The 19167-nt window shown below is 37.5% G+C and carries 14 protein-coding genes and 1 pseudogene; all 15 read left to right on the top strand.

Translation table 11 applies throughout. The features are described 5' to 3' along the window. The first annotated feature begins 13 nt into the window (after positions 1–13). The 15 genes and pseudogenes from ACTWPX_RS06670 (at position 14) to ACTWPX_RS06740 (ending at position 19163) form a co-directional block, all read left to right on the top strand. Complete coding sequence (locus ACTWPX_RS06670; protein ID WP_443119033.1) at positions 14–805, top strand: sugar phosphate isomerase/epimerase family protein; 792 nt, start codon at positions 14–16, stop codon at positions 803–805. A 20-nt stretch (positions 806–825) separates the two neighbouring features. Continuing rightward, on the top strand, positions 826–1866 hold the full coding sequence (locus tag ACTWPX_RS06675) for a Gfo/Idh/MocA family protein (RefSeq protein WP_443119034.1): 1041 nt from the start codon (positions 826–828) through the stop codon (positions 1864–1866). Beyond that, a complete protein-coding gene (locus ACTWPX_RS06680; RefSeq protein WP_443119035.1) occupies positions 1863–4112 on the top strand; it encodes a glycoside hydrolase family 65 protein in 2250 nt (749 codons plus the stop codon). Before ACTWPX_RS06675 ends, ACTWPX_RS06680 begins: the two co-directional genes overlap by 4 nt. A gap of 2 nt (positions 4113–4114) precedes the next feature. Next, positions 4115–4804: a beta-phosphoglucomutase gene (gene pgmB, locus ACTWPX_RS06685; protein WP_443119036.1), complete on the top strand. Its 690-nt coding sequence runs from the start codon at positions 4115–4117 to the stop codon at positions 4802–4804. A 1-nt stretch (position 4805) separates the two neighbouring features. After that, positions 4806–6500: a sugar phosphorylase gene (locus ACTWPX_RS06690; RefSeq protein WP_443119037.1), complete on the top strand. Its 1695-nt coding sequence runs from the start codon at positions 4806–4808 to the stop codon at positions 6498–6500. A 66-nt stretch (positions 6501–6566) separates the two neighbouring features. Continuing rightward, positions 6567–7225: pseudogene (locus ACTWPX_RS06695) on the top strand (glycerate kinase family protein). Continuing rightward, on the top strand, positions 7206–7622 hold the full coding sequence (locus ACTWPX_RS06700) for a glycerate kinase (protein ID WP_443119038.1): 417 nt from the start codon (positions 7206–7208) through the stop codon (positions 7620–7622). Before ACTWPX_RS06695 ends, ACTWPX_RS06700 begins: the two are co-directional and overlap by 20 nt. A gap of 120 nt (positions 7623–7742) precedes the next feature. Continuing rightward, positions 7743–8354 carry a hypothetical protein gene (locus tag ACTWPX_RS06705; protein WP_443119039.1) on the top strand — a complete coding sequence of 204 codons (612 nt, stop codon included), beginning with the start codon at positions 7743–7745 and terminating at the stop codon, positions 8352–8354. A 611-nt stretch (positions 8355–8965) separates the two neighbouring features. Continuing rightward, the gene (locus tag ACTWPX_RS06710; protein WP_443119040.1) at positions 8966–10783 is read left to right on the top strand and encodes a cache domain-containing sensor histidine kinase; all 1818 of its coding nucleotides are present in this window, start codon (positions 8966–8968) and stop codon (positions 10781–10783) included. Then, positions 10752–12344, top strand: a complete 1593-nt coding sequence (locus tag ACTWPX_RS06715; RefSeq protein ID WP_443119041.1) for a response regulator transcription factor — start codon at positions 10752–10754, stop codon at positions 12342–12344. Before ACTWPX_RS06710 ends, ACTWPX_RS06715 begins: the two co-directional genes overlap by 32 nt. Positions 12345–12468: 124 nt before the next feature. Continuing rightward, the gene (locus tag ACTWPX_RS06720; RefSeq protein WP_443119042.1) at positions 12469–14319 is read left to right on the top strand and encodes a glycoside hydrolase family 32 protein; all 1851 of its coding nucleotides are present in this window, start codon (positions 12469–12471) and stop codon (positions 14317–14319) included. A gap of 185 nt (positions 14320–14504) precedes the next feature. Further along, positions 14505–15815 carry an extracellular solute-binding protein gene (locus ACTWPX_RS06725; RefSeq protein WP_443119043.1) on the top strand — a complete coding sequence of 437 codons (1311 nt, stop codon included), beginning with the start codon at positions 14505–14507 and terminating at the stop codon, positions 15813–15815. Positions 15816–15900: 85 nt separating this feature from the next. Then, complete coding sequence (locus ACTWPX_RS06730) at positions 15901–16833, top strand: carbohydrate ABC transporter permease (protein WP_443119044.1); 933 nt, start codon at positions 15901–15903, stop codon at positions 16831–16833. A 12-nt stretch (positions 16834–16845) separates the two neighbouring features. Further along, a complete protein-coding gene (locus tag ACTWPX_RS06735; RefSeq protein WP_443119045.1) occupies positions 16846–17682 on the top strand; it encodes a carbohydrate ABC transporter permease in 837 nt (278 codons plus the stop codon). 35 nt (positions 17683–17717) lie between these two features. Further along, positions 17718–19163 (top strand): glycoside hydrolase family 32 protein, encoded by a 1446-nt coding sequence (locus ACTWPX_RS06740; RefSeq protein WP_443119046.1) that lies wholly within the window; start codon positions 17718–17720, stop codon positions 19161–19163. Positions 19164–19167: the final 4 nt, after the last annotated feature.

A 19167-nucleotide genomic window follows, 5' to 3' on the forward strand; every position in this document is an offset into this window, starting at 1 on the left:
AAGGAGAGGTTTGATGAAACTAGCTACACAAAATCAGGAATTTTTCCCAGAGGATATTCTGGAGAAGTTCAAATATATAAAAAGTCTAGGCTTTGAGGCTTTTGAGATTGATGGGAAGTTGTTAGTAGAGAATAAAGACGAAATTAAGCAGGCTATTCAAAAGACAGGTATTGGTGTTCATGCAGCTTGTGGCGGTTACCACGGATGGATCGGGGATTTCTCTGAAGCCAAAAGGCAAAACGGACTACGCGAAATCACGGAGATATTACAGTCACTCCAGTATGTGGGTGGAGAAGGGATTGTAGTACCTGCAGCCTGGGGGATGTTTACTTATAGACTGCCTCCGATGGAAGCACCAAGAAGTCAAGAAGAGGACTGGCGAGTAGTGAGTGATTCACTTGTTCAGTTGGATAAGGTCGCCCGAGAAACGGAAACCACCGTATTTCTAGAGCCCTTAAACCGCTATCAGGATCACATGATCAATAAAGTAGAAACGGCGAGAGAATATATTGAACAAAATAAGCTAAGAAACACAAAAATCATCGGTGATTTTTACCATATGAATATTGAAGAAGACAACTTGGTGGAGTCCTTGAAAGCACATAAGGATCTCATGACTCACATACATCTGGCGGATAATCATCGCCATCAGCCGGGGAGTGGATCCATTAATTTTCGTCAATGTTTTGAACAATTGAAAGAGAATGGATATCAGGGTTTCTTAACGATTGAATGCCGTGTAAGAGGTGAGAATCCTGAGGAAGAATACAAGCGTTCGATCGATTTTCTGCAATCGATACTATAAGAACCAGGGGAGGGAAAGGCGTGGCTAATACTAAAGTTGCCATTATCGGGGGAGGTCAGGTTGCTGAAACCAAACACATCCCAAGCTATTTAGAAATAGAAGGTGTTGAAATTGTAGCCGTCTTGAACAGCAACAAGGAGAATGCCCGCCAATTTGCTTTAAAAAATAATATTCCCGGTTATTACGGTGATATTCATGAATTACTGAAGAAGGAGAAGCCTGATTTGGTAAGTGTGTGCACTCCCAACAAATTTCATTATGAACACGTGACCTCTGCCCTTGAGGCAGGATGTCACGTGCTATGTGAAAAGCCTCCAAGCATCTTGGCCCAAGATGCCAAAGAAGTGATGGAATTAGCAGAACGTAAAGGCTTAATTCTTTCTTATAATTTCCAGCACCGTTTTTCTTTAGAGGCGAGAAGACTTCGAGAGGAATATTGCCAGGGCAGGCTTGGGGATGTGTATCACGTTAATCTATCTGCTCTTCGGAGGTCCGGAGTCCCGGGCTGGGGCAGCTTTATTAATAAGGATCTCCAGGGAGGCGGTCCGTTAATTGATATTGGCATACATATGTTGGACACAGCTTTTTATATTTTGGGCTTTCCAAAAGTGCACAAGGTAACAGGGAAGATGTTTAAGAAGATTGGTCCTTACAAATCCGAAGGCTCGTTCGGTCAATGGGACCCTGAGAAATATGAGGTCGAGGATTCTTTTTTCGGATTTATTGAACTATCCAATGGGGGATTAATACAAATTAGTACATCATTCGCTTTAAACATAAAAGAAACCAAACAGCTGAATGCTGAATTTCATGGAGATCAAGCTGGAGCGACCTTGTATCCGTTGGAAATCTATACGGACCATAAAGGTGAATTTGTCACCTTGGTGGATGAGGAAATGGTAGAAGATCAAGCTGAAAGAAGAGCTATACACTCTTTCGTGAGGACATGCAGAGGCTCCGCTGAGGAAGTTATTGCTAGTGGGGAAGAAGGATACAGAATCCAAACTCTCATAGAGTCGCTTTATAAATCAGCAGAGCTGGGAGAGAGCATTTATATATGAAGAATTTAAAACTATCAGAAGAGAGTTTTAATCTGCAGAAGTTAAATAAATTCGGTACGCTTATGACCCTCGGCAATGGTTACATGGGTGTCAGAGGAGTCCATGAGGAAAACCTGCCCATCCAAAGAAGGGGTTTTTTCATCGCGGGGATCTACAACAATACGAATGAGGAAGAGCCTGAGGAGATTGTAAATCTACCAGATGTACTGGGAGTGGAAATTGAAATAGATGGAAGGCCGTTTTCGTCTCTATGTGGAAAAATCACTGATTATCAACGAACTTTGCATATGGATAGAGGGGAAATCACTCATGACTATCTCTGGAAAAGCGAGTGTGGACTTCAATTGCAACTTTCCTTTCATAGATTGGTAGCCAAACATGACCAGCATGCAATGGCTTCTAGAATTACACTCACAAGTTTAAATAAGCCTGTCCATCTATCCATACGAACTGGCATAGATGCTCAACAAACGAACCATGGCCGACAGCATTTAAAGGAAGAAAACGTAAGGGTTTATGATGAACAATACATGCAAGGGGTTTATAAAACCACTCGTTCCAACCAATCCATCGTTTTATCTGCTGCATGTAGGTATTCGCATACCTGTAACGTGAATTATGTTGCGAAAAATCGCCAGTTAATAGGTGAGGCTGTTACCAGTCTGAGAGAAGCAGAGCCATTTACGATAGAGAAATTCATTTCGGTTTATACAAGTTTGGACGAAGAAGAAAAAGCTCTTCCGCATCTGGGATTAGAAAAAGTAAAAGAGCTAGCTGATCTTGGATATGACAAAATTCGCAAGTCTTCGGTGAATGCATGGGGCAAGTTTTGGAATGAACAAAGAATTGAAATTCATTCACCGAATGCAATGGACCAGCTTGCTATAGATTTTGCCCAATATCACTTACAAATCTTGACACCCAAACATAATAATAACCTTAGTATGGCAGCCAAGGGTTTAACGGGAGAAGGGTACAAAGGGCATGTTTTCTGGGATACTGAAATTTTTATGCTTCCTTACCATTTGTACAACGAACCGGAAACAGCAAAATCTCTCTTAGAGTACAGGTACAATCGATTATTTCCTGCCAAGGAGTTAGCGGCTCAGAAGGGGTATAAAGGTGTCCAGTTTCCTTGGGAAAGTGCACGGACAGGGAAAGAGGAAACGCCTGAATATGCAGCTATCAATATTAAGACTGGAAAAAGACAGAAAGTTGCTTCCGCACTTGCAGAACATCATATAGTCGCTGATATTGCGTTTGCTGCTCTGCACTATTATAAAGTCACGGATGACAAGAGGTTTATGAGGGAGAAAGGGTTAGAACTTCTAAAGGAAGTCAGTGAATACTGGTTAAGTCGGACTGTGGAAAGAAACGGTCAATTCCATATTCTGAATGTGATCGGCCCAGATGAGTATACGGAGTTTATTGATAATAATGCTTACACTAATTACATGGTACATTATGTGCTGCAAGAAACGCTGGAGTACATGAGTCAATTTAATCAAGAGGACCTAAAGCATAAGGCAAGGATCGAAGACGCTCTTGATCGGTTATATTTGCCCCAGGTTAATGAGGATAAGCTGATCCCTCAGGATGACACATTCTTGAACAAGCCTGCGATTGACCTGACAAAGTATAAACAAACTCAAGGTAGTCAGTCGATTTTACTTGATTATTCCAGAGAAGAAGTTAATGAAATGCAAGTTCTGAAACAAGCTGATGTGGTGATGCTGTTATACCTTTTCCCACACCTATTTTCTCAAGACGTTATGAAAAGAAATTATCGCTATTATGAGGAAAGAACGATTCACGACTCTTCCTTAAGTAAAGCGATCCATTCCATAATAGCGATGCGAAGCGGGGAGAATGAGCGAGCTTATCAGTTATTTCAAGAAGCGTGCCTAATCGATCTTGGTCCGAACCCGAAATCATCAGATGAAGGCATTCACGGGGCATCTCTAGGAGCTCTTTGGTTAGCGGTTTCTAGTTTTCTCAACATGCAATTTAGAGAGAACACCATTCATTTCGATCCCCAAATCCCTGAGTCCTGGTCCTATCTTAAATTTCCATTTTATTATCGACAAAGAAAAATGATCACAGAAATCAATGGAGGTAAACTTTATATTCGTAAAGTTTATGGGCCGCCTGTCCAGGTGGAAGCATACGGACAACGTCATTACTTGGAAGAGGATCAGCTATTTGAAATTGACAAACTAGCAAATTATCAAGAGGAAGGTAGTTGAATATGAATTCAGATCATGTAGAAGCCGTGGTGTTTGATCTTGATGGAGTAATTACAGATACGGCTCATTACCATTACTTAGCCTGGGGAAAAATAGCAGAAGAATTAGATATACCTTTCGATCCTTCAGTAAATGAAAATTTGAAAGGTGTAAGCCGCCAGGAATCTCTCCGCGTTATTTTAGACCATGGAGGTAAAGAAGATAAGTTTTCCAAGAGTGAAATGGAAAAACTGGCCAGCCAAAAAAATGAGTACTATAAAGAAATGATCCAGGAATTAACTCCTGAAGATGTTCTGCCGGGGATTATGGAGCTTATTACGGAAATCAAAAACGAAAACATACCCCTAGGGGTTGCTTCAGCTTCTAAAAATGCTCCCACTGTTCTAAGAGCCTTGGAAATGGATCATTTATTTGAATACTGCGCAGATGCAAGTCGAATGAAGCGTAGCAAACCTGATCCTGAAATTTTCCTAACCGTATGTGAAGCATTAGAGGCTCGTCCAGAACATTCAATTGGTATTGAAGATGCTAGAGTGGGGATTGAAGCTATTAAAAAGGCAGGAATGTATGCAGTAGGGGTAGGAAAGAATTTAGAAGAAGCAGATCTCACTTGGGAGAGCACTGAACATCTGAGTTGGACCTCAATCAAAAATAGTTTTCTTACTAAGAATTCAATGGCAAGGAGGGGGTAACGTGGTTCAATCTATGGAAAAGATAGCTAGTCACCTTGAAGATATTTATGGAGAAGTAGATGGATATGTGATCGGTAGATTCGAAGACTTACTAATTAAATGGGAGAAAGAAGAGTGGGAAGAAGTTCTCCCTCCTACAGAAAGAAACGTTTATCTGATTACTTATGGAGATAGCATTTATGAGGAAGATAAGCCTACACTACCAACACTGCACAAGTTTCTAAAAGAGACCGTAGGGGATTCAATTACGGATGTTCACTTACTCCCTATGTTTCCATATACTTCAGATGATGGTTTTTCTGTAACAGATTATAGAAAAATTCACCCTGATTTAGGAAACTGGGGGGACATTCGTTATTTCTCAAAAGACTACCGACTGATGTTTGATTTTGTAGCTAATCATATATCTCAATCTAGCGAATGGTTTCAAAAATATTTAGCAGGCGATCCCTATTATCAGGATTATTTCATTCCTGAGCAAGTAGAATTTGATAGTGAGAACGTAGTAAGACCAAGAACCTCCCCACTTTATCATGAATATAGGGCAGGAGATCAAACAAAAACAGCCTGGACCACTTTTAGTAAAGACCAGGTAGACGTTAATTTTAGAAATCCAGAAGTATTAATAGAGATGACGGATATACTCCTATCGTACATTCATGAAGGCGGAACCAGCATTCGGCTTGATGCCATCGGATTTATTTGGAAAGAATCAGGAACCTCAAGTATCCATTTGCCCGAAGCCCACGCTATTATTCAGCTATGGAATACGGTCGTAAATATATTTAAGCCTAATACTCAAATTATTACGGAAACCAATGTACCTCATAAGGAAAACATAAGCTATTTTGGCAATGGTACGAATGAAGCGAATATGGTCTATCAATTCGCTCTCCCGCCTCTAGTGTTATATAGTTTTATGAAAAACGATGTAGGAACATTGACAGAATGGGCAAAAACCATCCATAAAGTATCTGATCAGGCTACGTATTTTAACTTTCTTGCGAGTCATGACGGGATAGGAATGCGTCCAACAGAAGGCATATTAAGCGAAGAGGATCGTATGGAGTTAGTGGAGCAGACGAAAAAGAACGGTGGAGAAGTATCTTATAAGAGTAATCCTGATGGGACGCAGTCTGTCTATGAACTAAACATTAACTATTCAGAAGCATTGCGCGACCCACGTGAAGATACGACGAAGGAAGATGAAATAAAGAAGATGCTGGCCGCTCACTCCATTCTTCTGTCATTAATCGGTGTCCCAGCGATTTATTATCATTCGTTACTAGGCTCATCGAATGATGTAGCAGGTATGAAAGAGTCGGGAATTGCTCGTCGTATTAACAGGGAAAAGCTTGAGCTTAATGATATTAATTATAAATTAAAAAATGATCCGAGGCGATCCAGTATTTTTCAAGGTATTCAGAAAATGATAGAAATCAGGAAGCAGCATAGAGCTTTTTCACCTTTTGGGAAGCAGGAAGTTCTGGAGTTACATCCCAAAGTTTTCGCATTAATCCGTAAAAATCCAGAAACAGAAGAAGAAGTATTTTTTGCCGTCAATACCTCCAGGGAGGAGTTGGAAATCCCTCTCCCATTTCAAGGGACTGAATTATTTACAAACCAAAAAGTAGCAAATTCTATCCTTTTACCTTGCTATGGATATGTATGGGTGAAGAAAGGGCAGGTCAATTAAATGAAAATAACCATTGCTCCTGATTCTTTTAAGGGTTCCTTATCCGCTAGAGAGCTTGGTGAAGCTATGAAAGAAGGAGTATTAAATGCAGACCCCGAGGCTTTTGTCAAAGTATTACCTATGGGAGATGGTGGAGAAGGAACTCTTGAAGTTATAGAGGGTTTGATTGAAAAGAAAGTAAAAGTAAAGGTACGTGGTCCTCTGCCAGACCAAAGGGTGAAGACAAGTTTTGCCATTCTTTCCTATCAGGGAAAGGAGACTGCCTTTATCGAATGTGCCGCAGTACTGGATTAACCTTGGTGCCGAAAAATGAACGAGATCCTTATTTGTTAAACTCTTACGGTTTAGGGGAACAAATTAGAGCTGCTCTAAAATCAGGTTTTAATGATCTAATTATTTCGTTAGGTGGAAGCGCTACAACAGATGGCGGTACGGGCATGCTTCAGGCTTTAGGCTATCGCTTTTTTGACCAAGAGGACAATCTGCTAACAAGCGAAGAGAATATACTAAACCAAATCACACAGATGGATACTGCAAACGTGCTTAAAGAATTGGAAGATTGTCGCATTACTGTATTATGCGATGTAACAAATCCATTCTATGGAGAGAACGGAGCCGCCTATATCTATGGACCACAAAAAGGGGCAGATGTGAATCAAATTGCAGATCTCGATAGTGGTTTGAAAGGTTTAGCATCTTCTTGTTATGAATACCAAAAAAATTGACTTGCAATCCATAAAGGGTTCTGGTGCAGCCGGCGGACTAGGTGGTGCCTTGGCGGGAATTATGAATGCAGAATTGAAATCAGGTTTTACTGTAATTGCGGAACTACTAAGATTGGAAGACGAAATTCGAACCTCTGATTTTGTTCTAACCGGGGAAGGAAATCTTGACGCTCAATCCATGCATGGGAAAGTACCTGTTTCGGTTGCCGAATATGCTTCCAAATATCATGTACCTGCTATTGCCTTGGCAGGAGGTATCGAACTTCGAGACCATTATCATCCTTTGGAGGCGATATTCTCCATTCAGTCGTATCCATGTTCAATGGAAGAAGCCATAGAGAATACGTATGAAAATACGAAATTTACAACGGCCCAAATAGTCTCCTTATTGAAATAAAAGAGTCCTAACATTCCATGCTTAGGAAAAGATTGTTATATTGCATATAATTTTTCTCCTAGTTTTTCAAAATATAGAACAGTATATTCAATTAACAAAAATCTAGATCAAAGTAAGCAAATGAAAGAGTGTTTAAAAATAATTCGTGTAGCATTAGACGATTATTTATTGTATAGTAAGTACTCTTATGAGGATGTTAGCAATGGTAGACTTGAAGAAGTGGTAATGAAGAAAATAATTACATATTTCTTTAGGAACTTGTTGACCGAGGATTATTTTTGTGAATTTGATTATTATAATAATTCCTCTCCTTTTATCATTGAAAACGGATGTAAAAAGACGATAAAAAAGGTTGATGATTATATTGAGTATTATCAATCACACAGTCCTCATGAAAAAGACGCTATACATGAATTAGAAACTGTCAGAGCTAGTTTAAAATCATTATCTTATAAAGGGCTTATAATAGTTTACTTAGGATCTATTAGGTTTATAAATAATTACAAAAAATCAGTATGTGAACTAGATGGTTTAATCTTTACTCCTAAGCATAACGCCGAAAATATACGAGTGATTGAAGCAAAGAATTTAAGGAAAAAGAAAAGAAGAACTACAGTGGCAGCTAAACAATTAGAAGAACAATTTACACCACTATTGTCCAACTTCTTTAAGAGTAAATTAGTAACAGAAGATATAGAAGGTTTTGGAGCAGAGATAAAAATTAGAAAATAAACTGAAATTCCCTTAAAATTCTCTTATCATTGACATACATTTTGACATACTATTAAACATTTACGTTTATATCCTTATTATTTTTAAATTTTGCTCAACCCATTTGACATAGCTTTTACGTAATATTTCAGACTTTATTGTTCTTTATTTACTTCGGTGAAACTATGGGCGGCATGATGTGATAACGCCCTATCCCCTAATATGATAGGATTTCACCACCTTACAAATAGGTTTTGACTGGATTTTTCTAAAATACCTCCCTTAAGATTCATTTCTTAAGGGAGGTATTTTAGTTTTATGCCTTAGATTTCTAAAAAAATTTAAGCCCTCATCCTAAAAAGATTTAAGTAACCTCCAACTATATTCTGTTAAAATACAATAAGTTAAAAGTGATATTTTTGTAAGCGCTATCTATAAAGTGGTCAGCATGCTCGGATCTCATCTCCATTGATTAAGAAGTAAACAATAACTTCAATTGTCCAATTACTTTCGGTATGAAAATGATGTTAAATGTAACGAAACTCAATTTAAGCTAATTCCCATATTCCTTAAACGTGAATGTTATGATTGATTGTAAGAACATATATTCATAATTTCAAAGGAGCAAGAAGATGTTTTTTTCTATCCGGAATAGATTAATATTCATTTTTACAGCGTTAATTACCGTTCCGTTTATCATTCTATCCATCCTTGTTCCTGAGTATTTTATCACTGTGATGAAAAAAGAAATTACTGCATCCAGTAAACAATCTATGGATCAATATTCTCTATACCTTAGGACATTGGCCTCTCAAGCTGAAGATATTGGTAAACAGGTTTTAGTCAGTGAAACTACTCAAACATGGTTGGATATTGTTACAAGTAAAAATGCATCAAAACAAGAAAAGATCGTAGCTACAAATAATATCCAAGGTCATGTAAATCAATTAATGGTGAATAACGGGAATAATATGTCGATCACTCTTTATCTGGAGGATGGTTCAGGGATTTGGAAAGATGTTGGCCCCTTGAAAGAAAAAGAATGGTACCAAGAATTTACTGATGAAAATAAGGTTTGGACGAACTCTCATCCTGATGAGTCGCGTTATTCGTCACAAAGAGTCGGTAGTGAAATGGTTAATAGCTATTTGTTACCACTATATGATTTTTATTCATTGGAGTCTTACGGTGTAATCAAGGTTAATTTTCCAACTTCATTTTTGGAGCAATCATTAGATAAGGTGAAACCGGGAAAAGGAAATGAACAAACTTATATTATTAATGATGAAGGGGAGAATATGTTAGGCGGTCCTATCTCTACTTCAAATGAAAATATAGAGACAATCATTGAAAAAATGAAGGACACCTCAAAAGATACGGGACTTATTCAATTAAATTTTAACGGAGAAGGTCACTACATATTTTATGAAAACTTAGGAATTGGAAATATGACATTAATAAGTGAAGTAATGACAGATGATCTCTTCGGAGAGGTTTATACTTTGAGAAGAAATATGCTAATTCTTAGTAGTGTTTTGTTTGTCTTAACGATCATTGCTTCATTTAGTATTTCTTCTAGAATAGTTACTCCTCTTGAGCAACTGACTAATGCTATGAGACTTGTTGAGAAAGGAAGGTTTAAAGAGGCTAAGTGTATCATTCCCAACCAATCTGATTACAACCATGAAGTAGGCTTTGTCATTCACGTGTTTAATAATACGATTGATAAGCTCAACCATTTCATACAGAAGCATTATGAAGCAAATTTACTTCGGAAGAATGCTGAGTATAAAGCTTTGCTTCTTCAAATCAATCCTCACTTTTTGAATAATACGCTTGAAGTGATAAGTTCTCTAGCTGCTCAAGGTAGAACGGAAGATGTCACAAAGGTAAGTATTTATCTATCTCGTATGATGGCTTACTCTTTAAATACTAAAAGCAATCTTGTCACGATCAATGAGGAGCTAAGTTACATTAAGAAATACACTTCGATAATGAAGTTGCGTTATGATAATGACCTCGAGGTTCTTATAGATGAGAATTTAAATACTTCTCACGTAAAAATTATTAAATTTACTTTGCAGCCTCTTGTTGAGAATGCAATTAAATATAGCATGGAAAGTGCTGAGAAGGCTAAGGTTATTATTACTACAGTATTAGTGGGACAATGCTTAGAAATACACATAGAGGATAATGGTCCTGGAATGGAGCAGTCTCTACTTGAAGAGTTAAGATCCCATAAACCGAGTACTTCAGAGGGATTGTTAAGCAATAGTGGAAACAAAATAGGATTACGAAATGTGTTAGGAAGACTTAGTATTTCTTTTGGAGAGCGTTTCTCATATAAGATTAACTCCACCGAAGGTGAGGGAACTAGGATTAGTTTATACATAGACGGTGTAGAAGAAGGTGAAGAAGATGAAAGTTCTAAACATAATGATCGTAGATGATGAGAAACAAATAAGAAATGGATTAAGGATGAAAATTGATGAACAAAAGTTAGAGCTTTCTATTGTAGAAGAAGCTTCAAATGGAAGAGAAGCTCTTAAGAAATTAAACGAAATACCAATAGATATTCTTATCACCGATGTAAAAATGCCGGGGATGGATGGAGTAGAACTTGTTAAAAAGTGTAAGGAAATGAATTTCAAGGGCAAAATGCTTGTTTTATCTGGATATTCTGATTATGAATATGTAAGACATACGATGAAAGAAGGGGTGAAGGACTATCTCTTAAAACCAGTAGATCCTGAAGAGCTGGAAGAGGTTCTTATAAAGCTCCGGAGTGAGATAGAGGAAGATATTCGTTTAACTAGAGAGAAAAAAGACTTAAGGAGTTTAGTATCCAGTCAATTACAAGAGGTGAAGGAAAAATACTTATTACACTTAGTAAAAGAAGATTGGTTTGACCAAGAGGCAAAAGGACATCGGCTTCGCCAATTAAAGATGGAAGAATTAACTGAAGAACATGCCAAGTTTCAATTCGTTGCAATAGAAATAAGAGGAAAAGGAAACAGAGAAGATTTAATCGATCAATTATGGCTTCCCTTTCGAATGATGTGTAGGGAAATTGCCGAGAAATACGATAATGTTTATTTTTTTTATGACCAGAACTATACGCGTATGGCTCATTTTCTTTTTCAGTTACAGCATGATGACAAAGAAGAAGTTTATGAAGTAATTCACGAAGTACAGCATTATACTAACGAGTATCTGCGTTTAGGTACAGTTGTTGGTATTGGGGCTTTGATTGAAGGTTTGGGAGAGCTGAAAAACGGCTTCATATCTAGTATCATGTCTTGGAGTCAAAGTCAGATAAACTCTTATTCTCAAGTAGTGGATGGAAGCGGCCGCCAAAACCTTATAGAGTTTCCACCGCAGGTCGAAAGAAGATTGATTAACGCGGTTGAACAATTAGACTATAAAACATTTCATGAAAATGTAGTCAACATTCTTAATGGAGATGATGGTTCGATTTTTACTTTCTCCTTTGCTTCCAATAGGATATTACTTTTACTTCAGTCTTTCATTACTAAATACGGAATAGAATCTAGAAGAATTCAATCCCTTTTTTGGGAGTGTCAGCAAAATATATGGAATATGACCTCGTATAAAAAAGTCTTGGCTAAATTATTAGAATTAGCAACAAAAATAATGGAGTATATAAAAGATACTCGAATTTCAAATGGACAGTCTATTATTGAGAGTGTCCAACGTTATATTCATCAGCATTACTCAGATGATATATCACTTACAGATGTTGCTGATTTATTTCATATGAACAGTTCCTACTTATCAGATTTATTTAAAAGGCACACGGGAAACAACTTTAGTGACTATGTCACAAGAACAAGAATGGAGAAAGCTAAAGAATTCCTTAAAGACCCCCACTTAAAGGTAACAGAAGTTGCGTTTATGGTGGGTTTTTCTAACTCAGGTTATTTTAGTACCGTTTTTAAGAAGTACTATGAACAATCTCCACTCGAATTTAGAAAGTCATACGGTACTTGAGCTTCTATTTTATCTACTAAAAATAATAAAATGATGCTTCTAAAAGTATTTAACTCTTCTTTTTCTATCTTTTGATAACGTTTACATAGAGGGCGGAAAGATCGAAAAAGGAAGGGGTTGCAAGATGAAGAGTTTATGGGTGGTTGTTGTTAGTGTAACGCTGGTTCTCACTGCATGTAATGAAGAAAGTTCGAAAGTAGAGGAATCTAATGAGAATGAACTCCAGTCCATAAAGGCAGAGCCTTCTCATAATGCTGATGAAGAATACTATACAGAGAAATTCAGACCACAATATCATTTCTCAGCGGAAAGAGGGAATCTAGCTGATCCTAATGGTTTAGTGTATTTTAAGGGCGAATACCATTTGTTTTTTCAACAAAATGGACAGTGGGGCCACGCAGTTAGTAAGGATCTTATTCATTGGAAGCACTTGGATTTAGCCCTTACCTATGGGAAATTGGGCCAATCTTTATCTGGAAGCGTGGTCGTGGATGAGAATGATACAAGCGGATTTTTCGATGGGGAATCTGGGTTAGTAGCTATCTATACCAATTCTAAGGATGGTATTGAATCCCAGAGTATTGCTTACAGTAGAGATAATGGACGTACATGGAAAAAATATGAGGGGAATCCTGTAATAAATAATCCAGATATAAAAGATTTTAGAGACCCTAAAGTTATTTGGCATGAAGAAACAAAGAAGTGGGTAATGGTTGTTTCTACAAACAAGACTGCTCAATTCTATAGTTCTAAAAATCTGAAAGACTGGGAATACTTAAGCGAATTTGGATCAGGAGAAGGTTTGCAAACAGCGGTATGGGAGTGTCCAAGTTTGTTTCAATTACCTGTAGATGGTGATTCTGATCGACAAAAATGGGTCTTACATGTAAGTGTTGGAGATAATGAAGTGACAAATGGTTCCACTGCTCAATATTTTATCGGGGAGTTCGATGGCAAGAAATTTACTAATGATTACTCTTCAGATACTGTGCTAACAACAGATTATGGAAAAGACTTTTACGCAGCACAAACCTATTCCAACTTACCAGAAGATCGAGGACAGGTTTGGCTAGGGTGGATGTCGAACTGGCGTTACCCATATCAAGTACCCACTGAACCATGGATGGGAGCTATGTCTATTCCAAGAAAGTTGCAACTTATAACAAATGATAGCGGGGATATTCGTCTGATACAAAAACCGGTAGAAGAATTAAACAAATTAAGACAGGGGGAAATTAACTATAAGGATTTAAAAATAGATGGTAGTAAAACATTAGAAGGTGTTAAAGGAACTGCTTTTGAATTTAAAGCAGAAATGAGTTGGGAAGATGCTGATCAATTTGGTTTAAAAGTAAGGAAATCATCTAATGAGGAAACGATAATAGGTTATGATGTAGTGAATAAAGAAATTTACGTGGATCGAAGTAATGCGGGTCTTTCAACTCTCGTTGATAGGAATGGAGATGATTTTCAGTTCGGAAGTAAGTATACAGCGCCATTAGTTTCTAGTGATAATACGATTACTATACATGGTTATGTTGATGAATCATCAATAGAATTGTTCGTAAATGATGGGGAAAGAGTGTTGACAAATTTAATTTACCCAGAATCTACAAGTGATAGTATAGAACTCTTCTCAAACAATGGGGAGACAATTTTAAACAACTTTACGTTTTACCCTATGAAATCAGTTTGGAGGAAGAATTCAGAAAATAAACTGAGCAGACTCGTGGTTAATGAAAAGTCGTTAGATATCGAGATTGGCGAAGAGAAACAACTAAAAGCGATAACAAAACCAGACTGGGTCAACAGTGATGATGCAGATATCAGTTGGGAAATCGCTGACGATCAAATTGCCGAGCTAAAACAAAAGGAAAATGGGACGTATATTAAAGGCTTGCAAAAAGGGGCTACTTCAGTCAAAGTATCGTATAAAAATATATCCGAAACGATTGAGGTTTTTGTATTTAAATAGTTCATTTTAAAGAGCTGCGCTTATTTCAAGAGAGGGCAGCTCTTTTTTTACGCCGGATTGTAAGCGCATCCAAAAATTTTTAAATCTAAAAACTATAGATATTGAAATGAATGCTGTTAAAGCTTTGTTACATTATAGTTACACGAAGTCAATTTGCTTTTATTTAAGAAGGGAGAGCATTAACAATGAAAAAAGCGATTACAAAGCTAGCAGCCACTGCACTAATATCATCTTTGTTATTAGCTGGTTGTTCGTCGGATTCTTCAGGTGAATCAAAAGAAAACAGCGATGTGACAGAACTCACTTTCTGGAGAAATTCGGGTACTGATGTTGAAAATAAAGTATATGAGGATCTTGTTACATCTTTTGAGGAAGAGCATCCAAATATAGATGTGAAAATGACACCAATCCCATTTGCTGATTATTCAACAAAATTAAGAACGGCGCTAGCCTCAGGAAACCCACCAGATGTTTTCGCAGTAGACAGTCCTGACTTAGCTGCATATGCACAAGCAGGAGCATTGAAGTCCATTAATAAAGAAGTGACAGAAGAAGCAGACTTTGAAGATTTCCCTGAAACAACGCTTAATGGTTTAACTTATAAGGATGAAATATACGCTTTACCGATTGTTCAATCAGGAATTGCCATGTTTTACAATAAAAAATTATTTGAAGAAGCTGGTATTGAAGCACCTCCTAAAGATCCAAATAATCCATGGACGTGGGAGCAAGTGTTAGAAGCATCTAAAAAACTTGATGCCCTAGGTGAAAGCATTTACGGCATTGATCCAGGGCAAGGGTTCTCTGATGGAGAAGGTCCTTCATATTTTAAATCTCCAATTTTATGGCAGTTTGGAGGAGAAATACTTAGCCCTGACAACAAAACGGCTGATGGATATTTAAACTCGAAAGAATCTTTAGAAGCTCTCCAATTCTATAAGGATTTATACCATAAACACAAAGTAGCAGCACTGGAGCTTCCACCTGATCCATTTGCTACAGGTAAATTAGGAATTAGTATCAACGGCTCATGGGTGCTTTCTCATTACAAAAATAACTTTCCAGATTTCAAACTAGGGGAAGATTACGGAATTGCACCTCTGCCAAAAGAAGATAAACAAGTTTCTCCAAACGGAGGCTGGGCTTTAGGTATTTCTTCTAAAACAGAGTTATCAGATGAAGCGTGGGAGTTTGTTAACTATCTTACAAGTAAAGAAGGACAAACAAAATACGTACAGGCAACTGGAGATATACCTATTCGTTATTCTGTGGCTGAAGAAATTCCAGAATTAAATGAATATCCAATGAATATCTTTGTTACGCAACTTCAGGAATATTCAAAAAATCGCCCGGTTACTCCAGCCTATCCGACGGTAAGCAAAAGTATAAGGCAGTTATTTGAAGAAATTGGCCTATCTGGGAGAGAAGTAGAGCCTGCAGTGGAACAAGCTGTAAGAGATATAGACAAAGCCATACAACAAGAAATTGGAAAGTAGGTAATTTCTAATTTGCTATGAGACTTTTTAAAAGATGGGAGGAGAGGCGCTCTCCTCCTTTATTTTTTAGGAAAGGGTGAAATTGGTGGAAGATATTAAATCTTTAGGAAGACGCATGATTTTGGGAGTAAACCCTTCTAAAGTCACATATAAGCGAAGCGAACAATTAGCAGGGTTAGGATTTGTAACTCCAGTAGTAATATTATTGATTATTTTTATGTTATATCCAATGATTCAAGCGTTTATCATCAGTTTTCAGGAGTATAACTTAATAAGTTCAAATAAGGAATTAATTGGTTTAGATAATTATAAAAATTTATTGCAAGATCCTGAATTTTTGGCGAGTTTGAGACACTCCTTTTACTTTGCTGCTATTGTTGTGCCAGTTCAAGGTGCTATTTCGTTAGGTTTAGCACTGCTTATTCAAAAGAATTCACCTGTTAATGCAGTTTTTCGAACGATATTCTTTATCCCAGTTATCATTTCTACTGCTGTAGCAGCAACTGTTTTCCAGCTAATTTATAGTAAAGACTTTGGTTTACTTAACACGATGCTGGAGGCTCTTCATTTACCAACTATAAACTTTTTGTCTGACCCAGATGTAGCAATGAACGGTGTTATTATTCTCGGTATTTGGAAATCGGCCGGCTTTTTTATGATCATCTTCCTTGCAGGGTTGAATAACATTCCAATGACATTTTATGAAGCTGCGAAAGTGGATGGAGCGGGACCGATACGTCAATTCTTTTTGATAACACTTCCATTGTTAAAAAGAACTATCGCATTTGTTGCTATCATTACGACGATTGATGCTATTAAATTAGCAGCACTTGTCTATGTTCTGACAGGCGGAGGGCCTTCTGGAGCAACCGAAACGACTGTTGTATATATATTCCGTACAGCGTTCGAACAAATGAATATGGGCTACGGATCTGCGGCAGCTTTCATATTATTTGCCATAGTTTTAGTTATTTCACTATTCCAGATGAGATTATTCAGATCAGACGTGGACTACTAAGGGGGGGGACAAATGAAGAATTTAAGGAAAACACTAAAGTACTTGTTAATGATTGTGATTGCATTGATAGCCTTAATGCCAATCATTTGGATGGTATTAGGTTCGTTCAGGCCCAATGAGGAAATATTTAAGTATGCAACTAGCTTAAATCTGAATCTCTTCATTCCTGTGGACTGGACATTGCAAAACTACATCGATGTAATCACAGATGAGAAGAATCCAATCTTTATGTATATTTGGAACACATTGTTTGTAGCGGTTATTGTTACTGTCTTAGTCGTATTTTTTAATTCTATGGCAGCGTTTGCATTTGCAAAATTAGATTTCCCATTTAAAAATGTTATTTTTATTTGTTTCATGTCTGCTTTAATTATCCCCGGAGAGGTTACGTTGGTTCCCAACTATTTGTTAATGAGTGACTTAGGTTGGATCAACGACTATCGAGCATTAATTTTCCCCTCTCTTGTAAATGTATTTGGGATATTCTTGCTCAGACAATTCTTCTCTGAGATTCCAAAAGATATGATAGAAGCTGCTAGAATTGATGGTGCTTCATGGTTTCGAATCTACTGGAGTATTATACTACCTTCAGCTGTACCAGCCATGATTACACTTGGAATTATTACGTTCTTAGCGAATTGGGACTCTTACTTCTGGCCGTTAATAGTGTTAAATGATGACGCTAAACAGCTAATTCAAGTGGCAATTGCCAATTATTCTTCCTTAGCTGGGACGGAGTGGGGGAACATACTTGCTGCTAATACAGTCAGTACAATTCCAATTTTGGTAGGTTTCCTTTTCTTGCAAAAATATTATATAAGAGGAATTTCTATGACAGGATCCAAATAATCTTAAAAGCTAAGGAAAGGTCGTGTGAAAATTACATGAACAAAACCAACACAAATATAAAACGAAATACTAAGTATAGACAGTCATATCATATCACGCCCCAGCAAAACTGGATGAATGATCCAAATGGTCTTGTATATTGGAATAATGAATACCACGTATTCTTTCAACATGAACCGAACAAAACTTCTCCTGGACTGATGCATTGGGGGCATGTGAGAAGTAAGGACCTCATTCATTGGGAACACTTACCTCATGCATTGATTCCAGAAGAAGAGTATGAAAAAGATGGGTGCTGGTCTGGGAGCGCGGTAGATAATCAAGGAACATTGAGTCTTTTTTATACAGGACATAAAGAAGTGGATCCTGAGTTAGAATCAGTTAAACAGGTACAATGTTTAGCGGTAAGTACTGATGGTGTGAACTTTGAAAAAAGCAAACATAATCCAGTCATTGATTCTTTTCCTAAAGAGGGGTCTGCCCACTTCCGAGATCCGAAAGTTTGGAAGCACAAAGATGAATGGTATATGGTCGTCGGAACAAGGAAAGGGAATGTAGGGAAAGTGGTACTATATCGTTCTCTGGATTTAGTGAGCTGGGATTACGTTGGAGTGATGCTTGAAAGGAACGGAAACCAGGGGAGCATGTGGGAATGTCCGGACGTGTTCCCACTTGGGGAAAAACATATATTAATGCTTTCTCCCATTGGAATAGAAGAGGAAGGATATAGATACCAAAATCATCAGAACACCGTTTACTTTGTTGGCGACTTAGATTATGATACCGGGCAATTTCATCCCGAATCATTTCAAGAATTGGATTTAGGGTTCGACTTTTATGCAGCTCAAACTTTCAGTGACAGTATGGATAGGCGTCTTATGTTGGGATGGATGGACATGTGGGAATCTCCTATTCCTACAATAAAAGAAGGATGGGCAGGGTCCATGACAGTTCCAAGAGTATTATCACTATCCTCTGATAATCAACTGATTATGTCTCCTGTAAGTGAATTGGAGAAACTTCGTGAGAATCATTGGGGAGCTCACCATTTAGAATGGTCTAATGGTCACATCTTACCAGTCGGAGGGGAAAGTTTAGAGGTCGAGATGATGCTGAAGTTTCGTGAAGAGTGTGAGTTTGCAATTGCTGTACGTACTTCAGAGGAAATAGATGAACAAACAATTATTAAATTAGACGCATACAATCAATTGATTACGTTAGATCGATCAAAATCAGGTGAAGGAGTTTCTGGAGTGCGTTATGCGAACTTCTCTTTAAGAGAACAGGAGACAGTTTCATTGCGTATATTTATAGATCACTCGTCGGTTGAATTATTTTTAAATGGTGGTGAGTTAGTAATGTCAGCAAGAATTTATCCAGATCCTTCAAGTACTAATATCAAATTAATCGGCAGTGAAGAATCAATAGAAATCCCATTAATAAATGTGTGGAAACTAAAAAGTATTTGGAATCACAATTAAATCT

This window comes from Halobacillus sp. H74 (genome assembly GCF_052246715.1).
Classification (GTDB): Bacteria; Bacillota; Bacilli; order Bacillales; family Halobacillaceae; genus Halobacillus; species Halobacillus litoralis_A.

Excerpts from the sequence above, each read along its gene's own strand:
- ACTWPX_RS06670 (WP_443119033.1), top strand. The coding sequence starts at position 14 with ATGAAACTAGCTACACAAAATCAGGAATTTTTCCCAGAGGATATTCTG.
- ACTWPX_RS06715 (WP_443119041.1), top strand. The coding sequence starts at position 10,752 with ATGAAAGTTCTAAACATAATGATCGTAGATGATGAGAAACAAATAAGA.
- ACTWPX_RS06720 (WP_443119042.1), top strand. The coding sequence starts at position 12,469 with ATGAAGAGTTTATGGGTGGTTGTTGTTAGTGTAACGCTGGTTCTCACT.
- ACTWPX_RS06735 (WP_443119045.1), top strand. The coding sequence starts at position 16,846 with ATGAAGAATTTAAGGAAAACACTAAAGTACTTGTTAATGATTGTGATT.
- ACTWPX_RS06740 (WP_443119046.1), top strand. The coding sequence starts at position 17,718 with ATGAACAAAACCAACACAAATATAAAACGAAATACTAAGTATAGACAG.
- ACTWPX_RS06700 (WP_443119038.1), top strand. The coding sequence starts at position 7,206 with ATGAATACCAAAAAAATTGACTTGCAATCCATAAAGGGTTCTGGTGCA.
- ACTWPX_RS06705 (WP_443119039.1), top strand. The coding sequence starts at position 7,743 with ATGAAAGAGTGTTTAAAAATAATTCGTGTAGCATTAGACGATTATTTA.
- ACTWPX_RS06680 (WP_443119035.1), top strand. The coding sequence starts at position 1,863 with ATGAAGAATTTAAAACTATCAGAAGAGAGTTTTAATCTGCAGAAGTTA.
- pgmB (WP_443119036.1), top strand. The coding sequence starts at position 4,115 with ATGAATTCAGATCATGTAGAAGCCGTGGTGTTTGATCTTGATGGAGTA.
- ACTWPX_RS06710 (WP_443119040.1), top strand. The coding sequence starts at position 8,966 with ATGTTTTTTTCTATCCGGAATAGATTAATATTCATTTTTACAGCGTTA.
- ACTWPX_RS06725 (WP_443119043.1), top strand. The coding sequence starts at position 14,505 with ATGAAAAAAGCGATTACAAAGCTAGCAGCCACTGCACTAATATCATCT.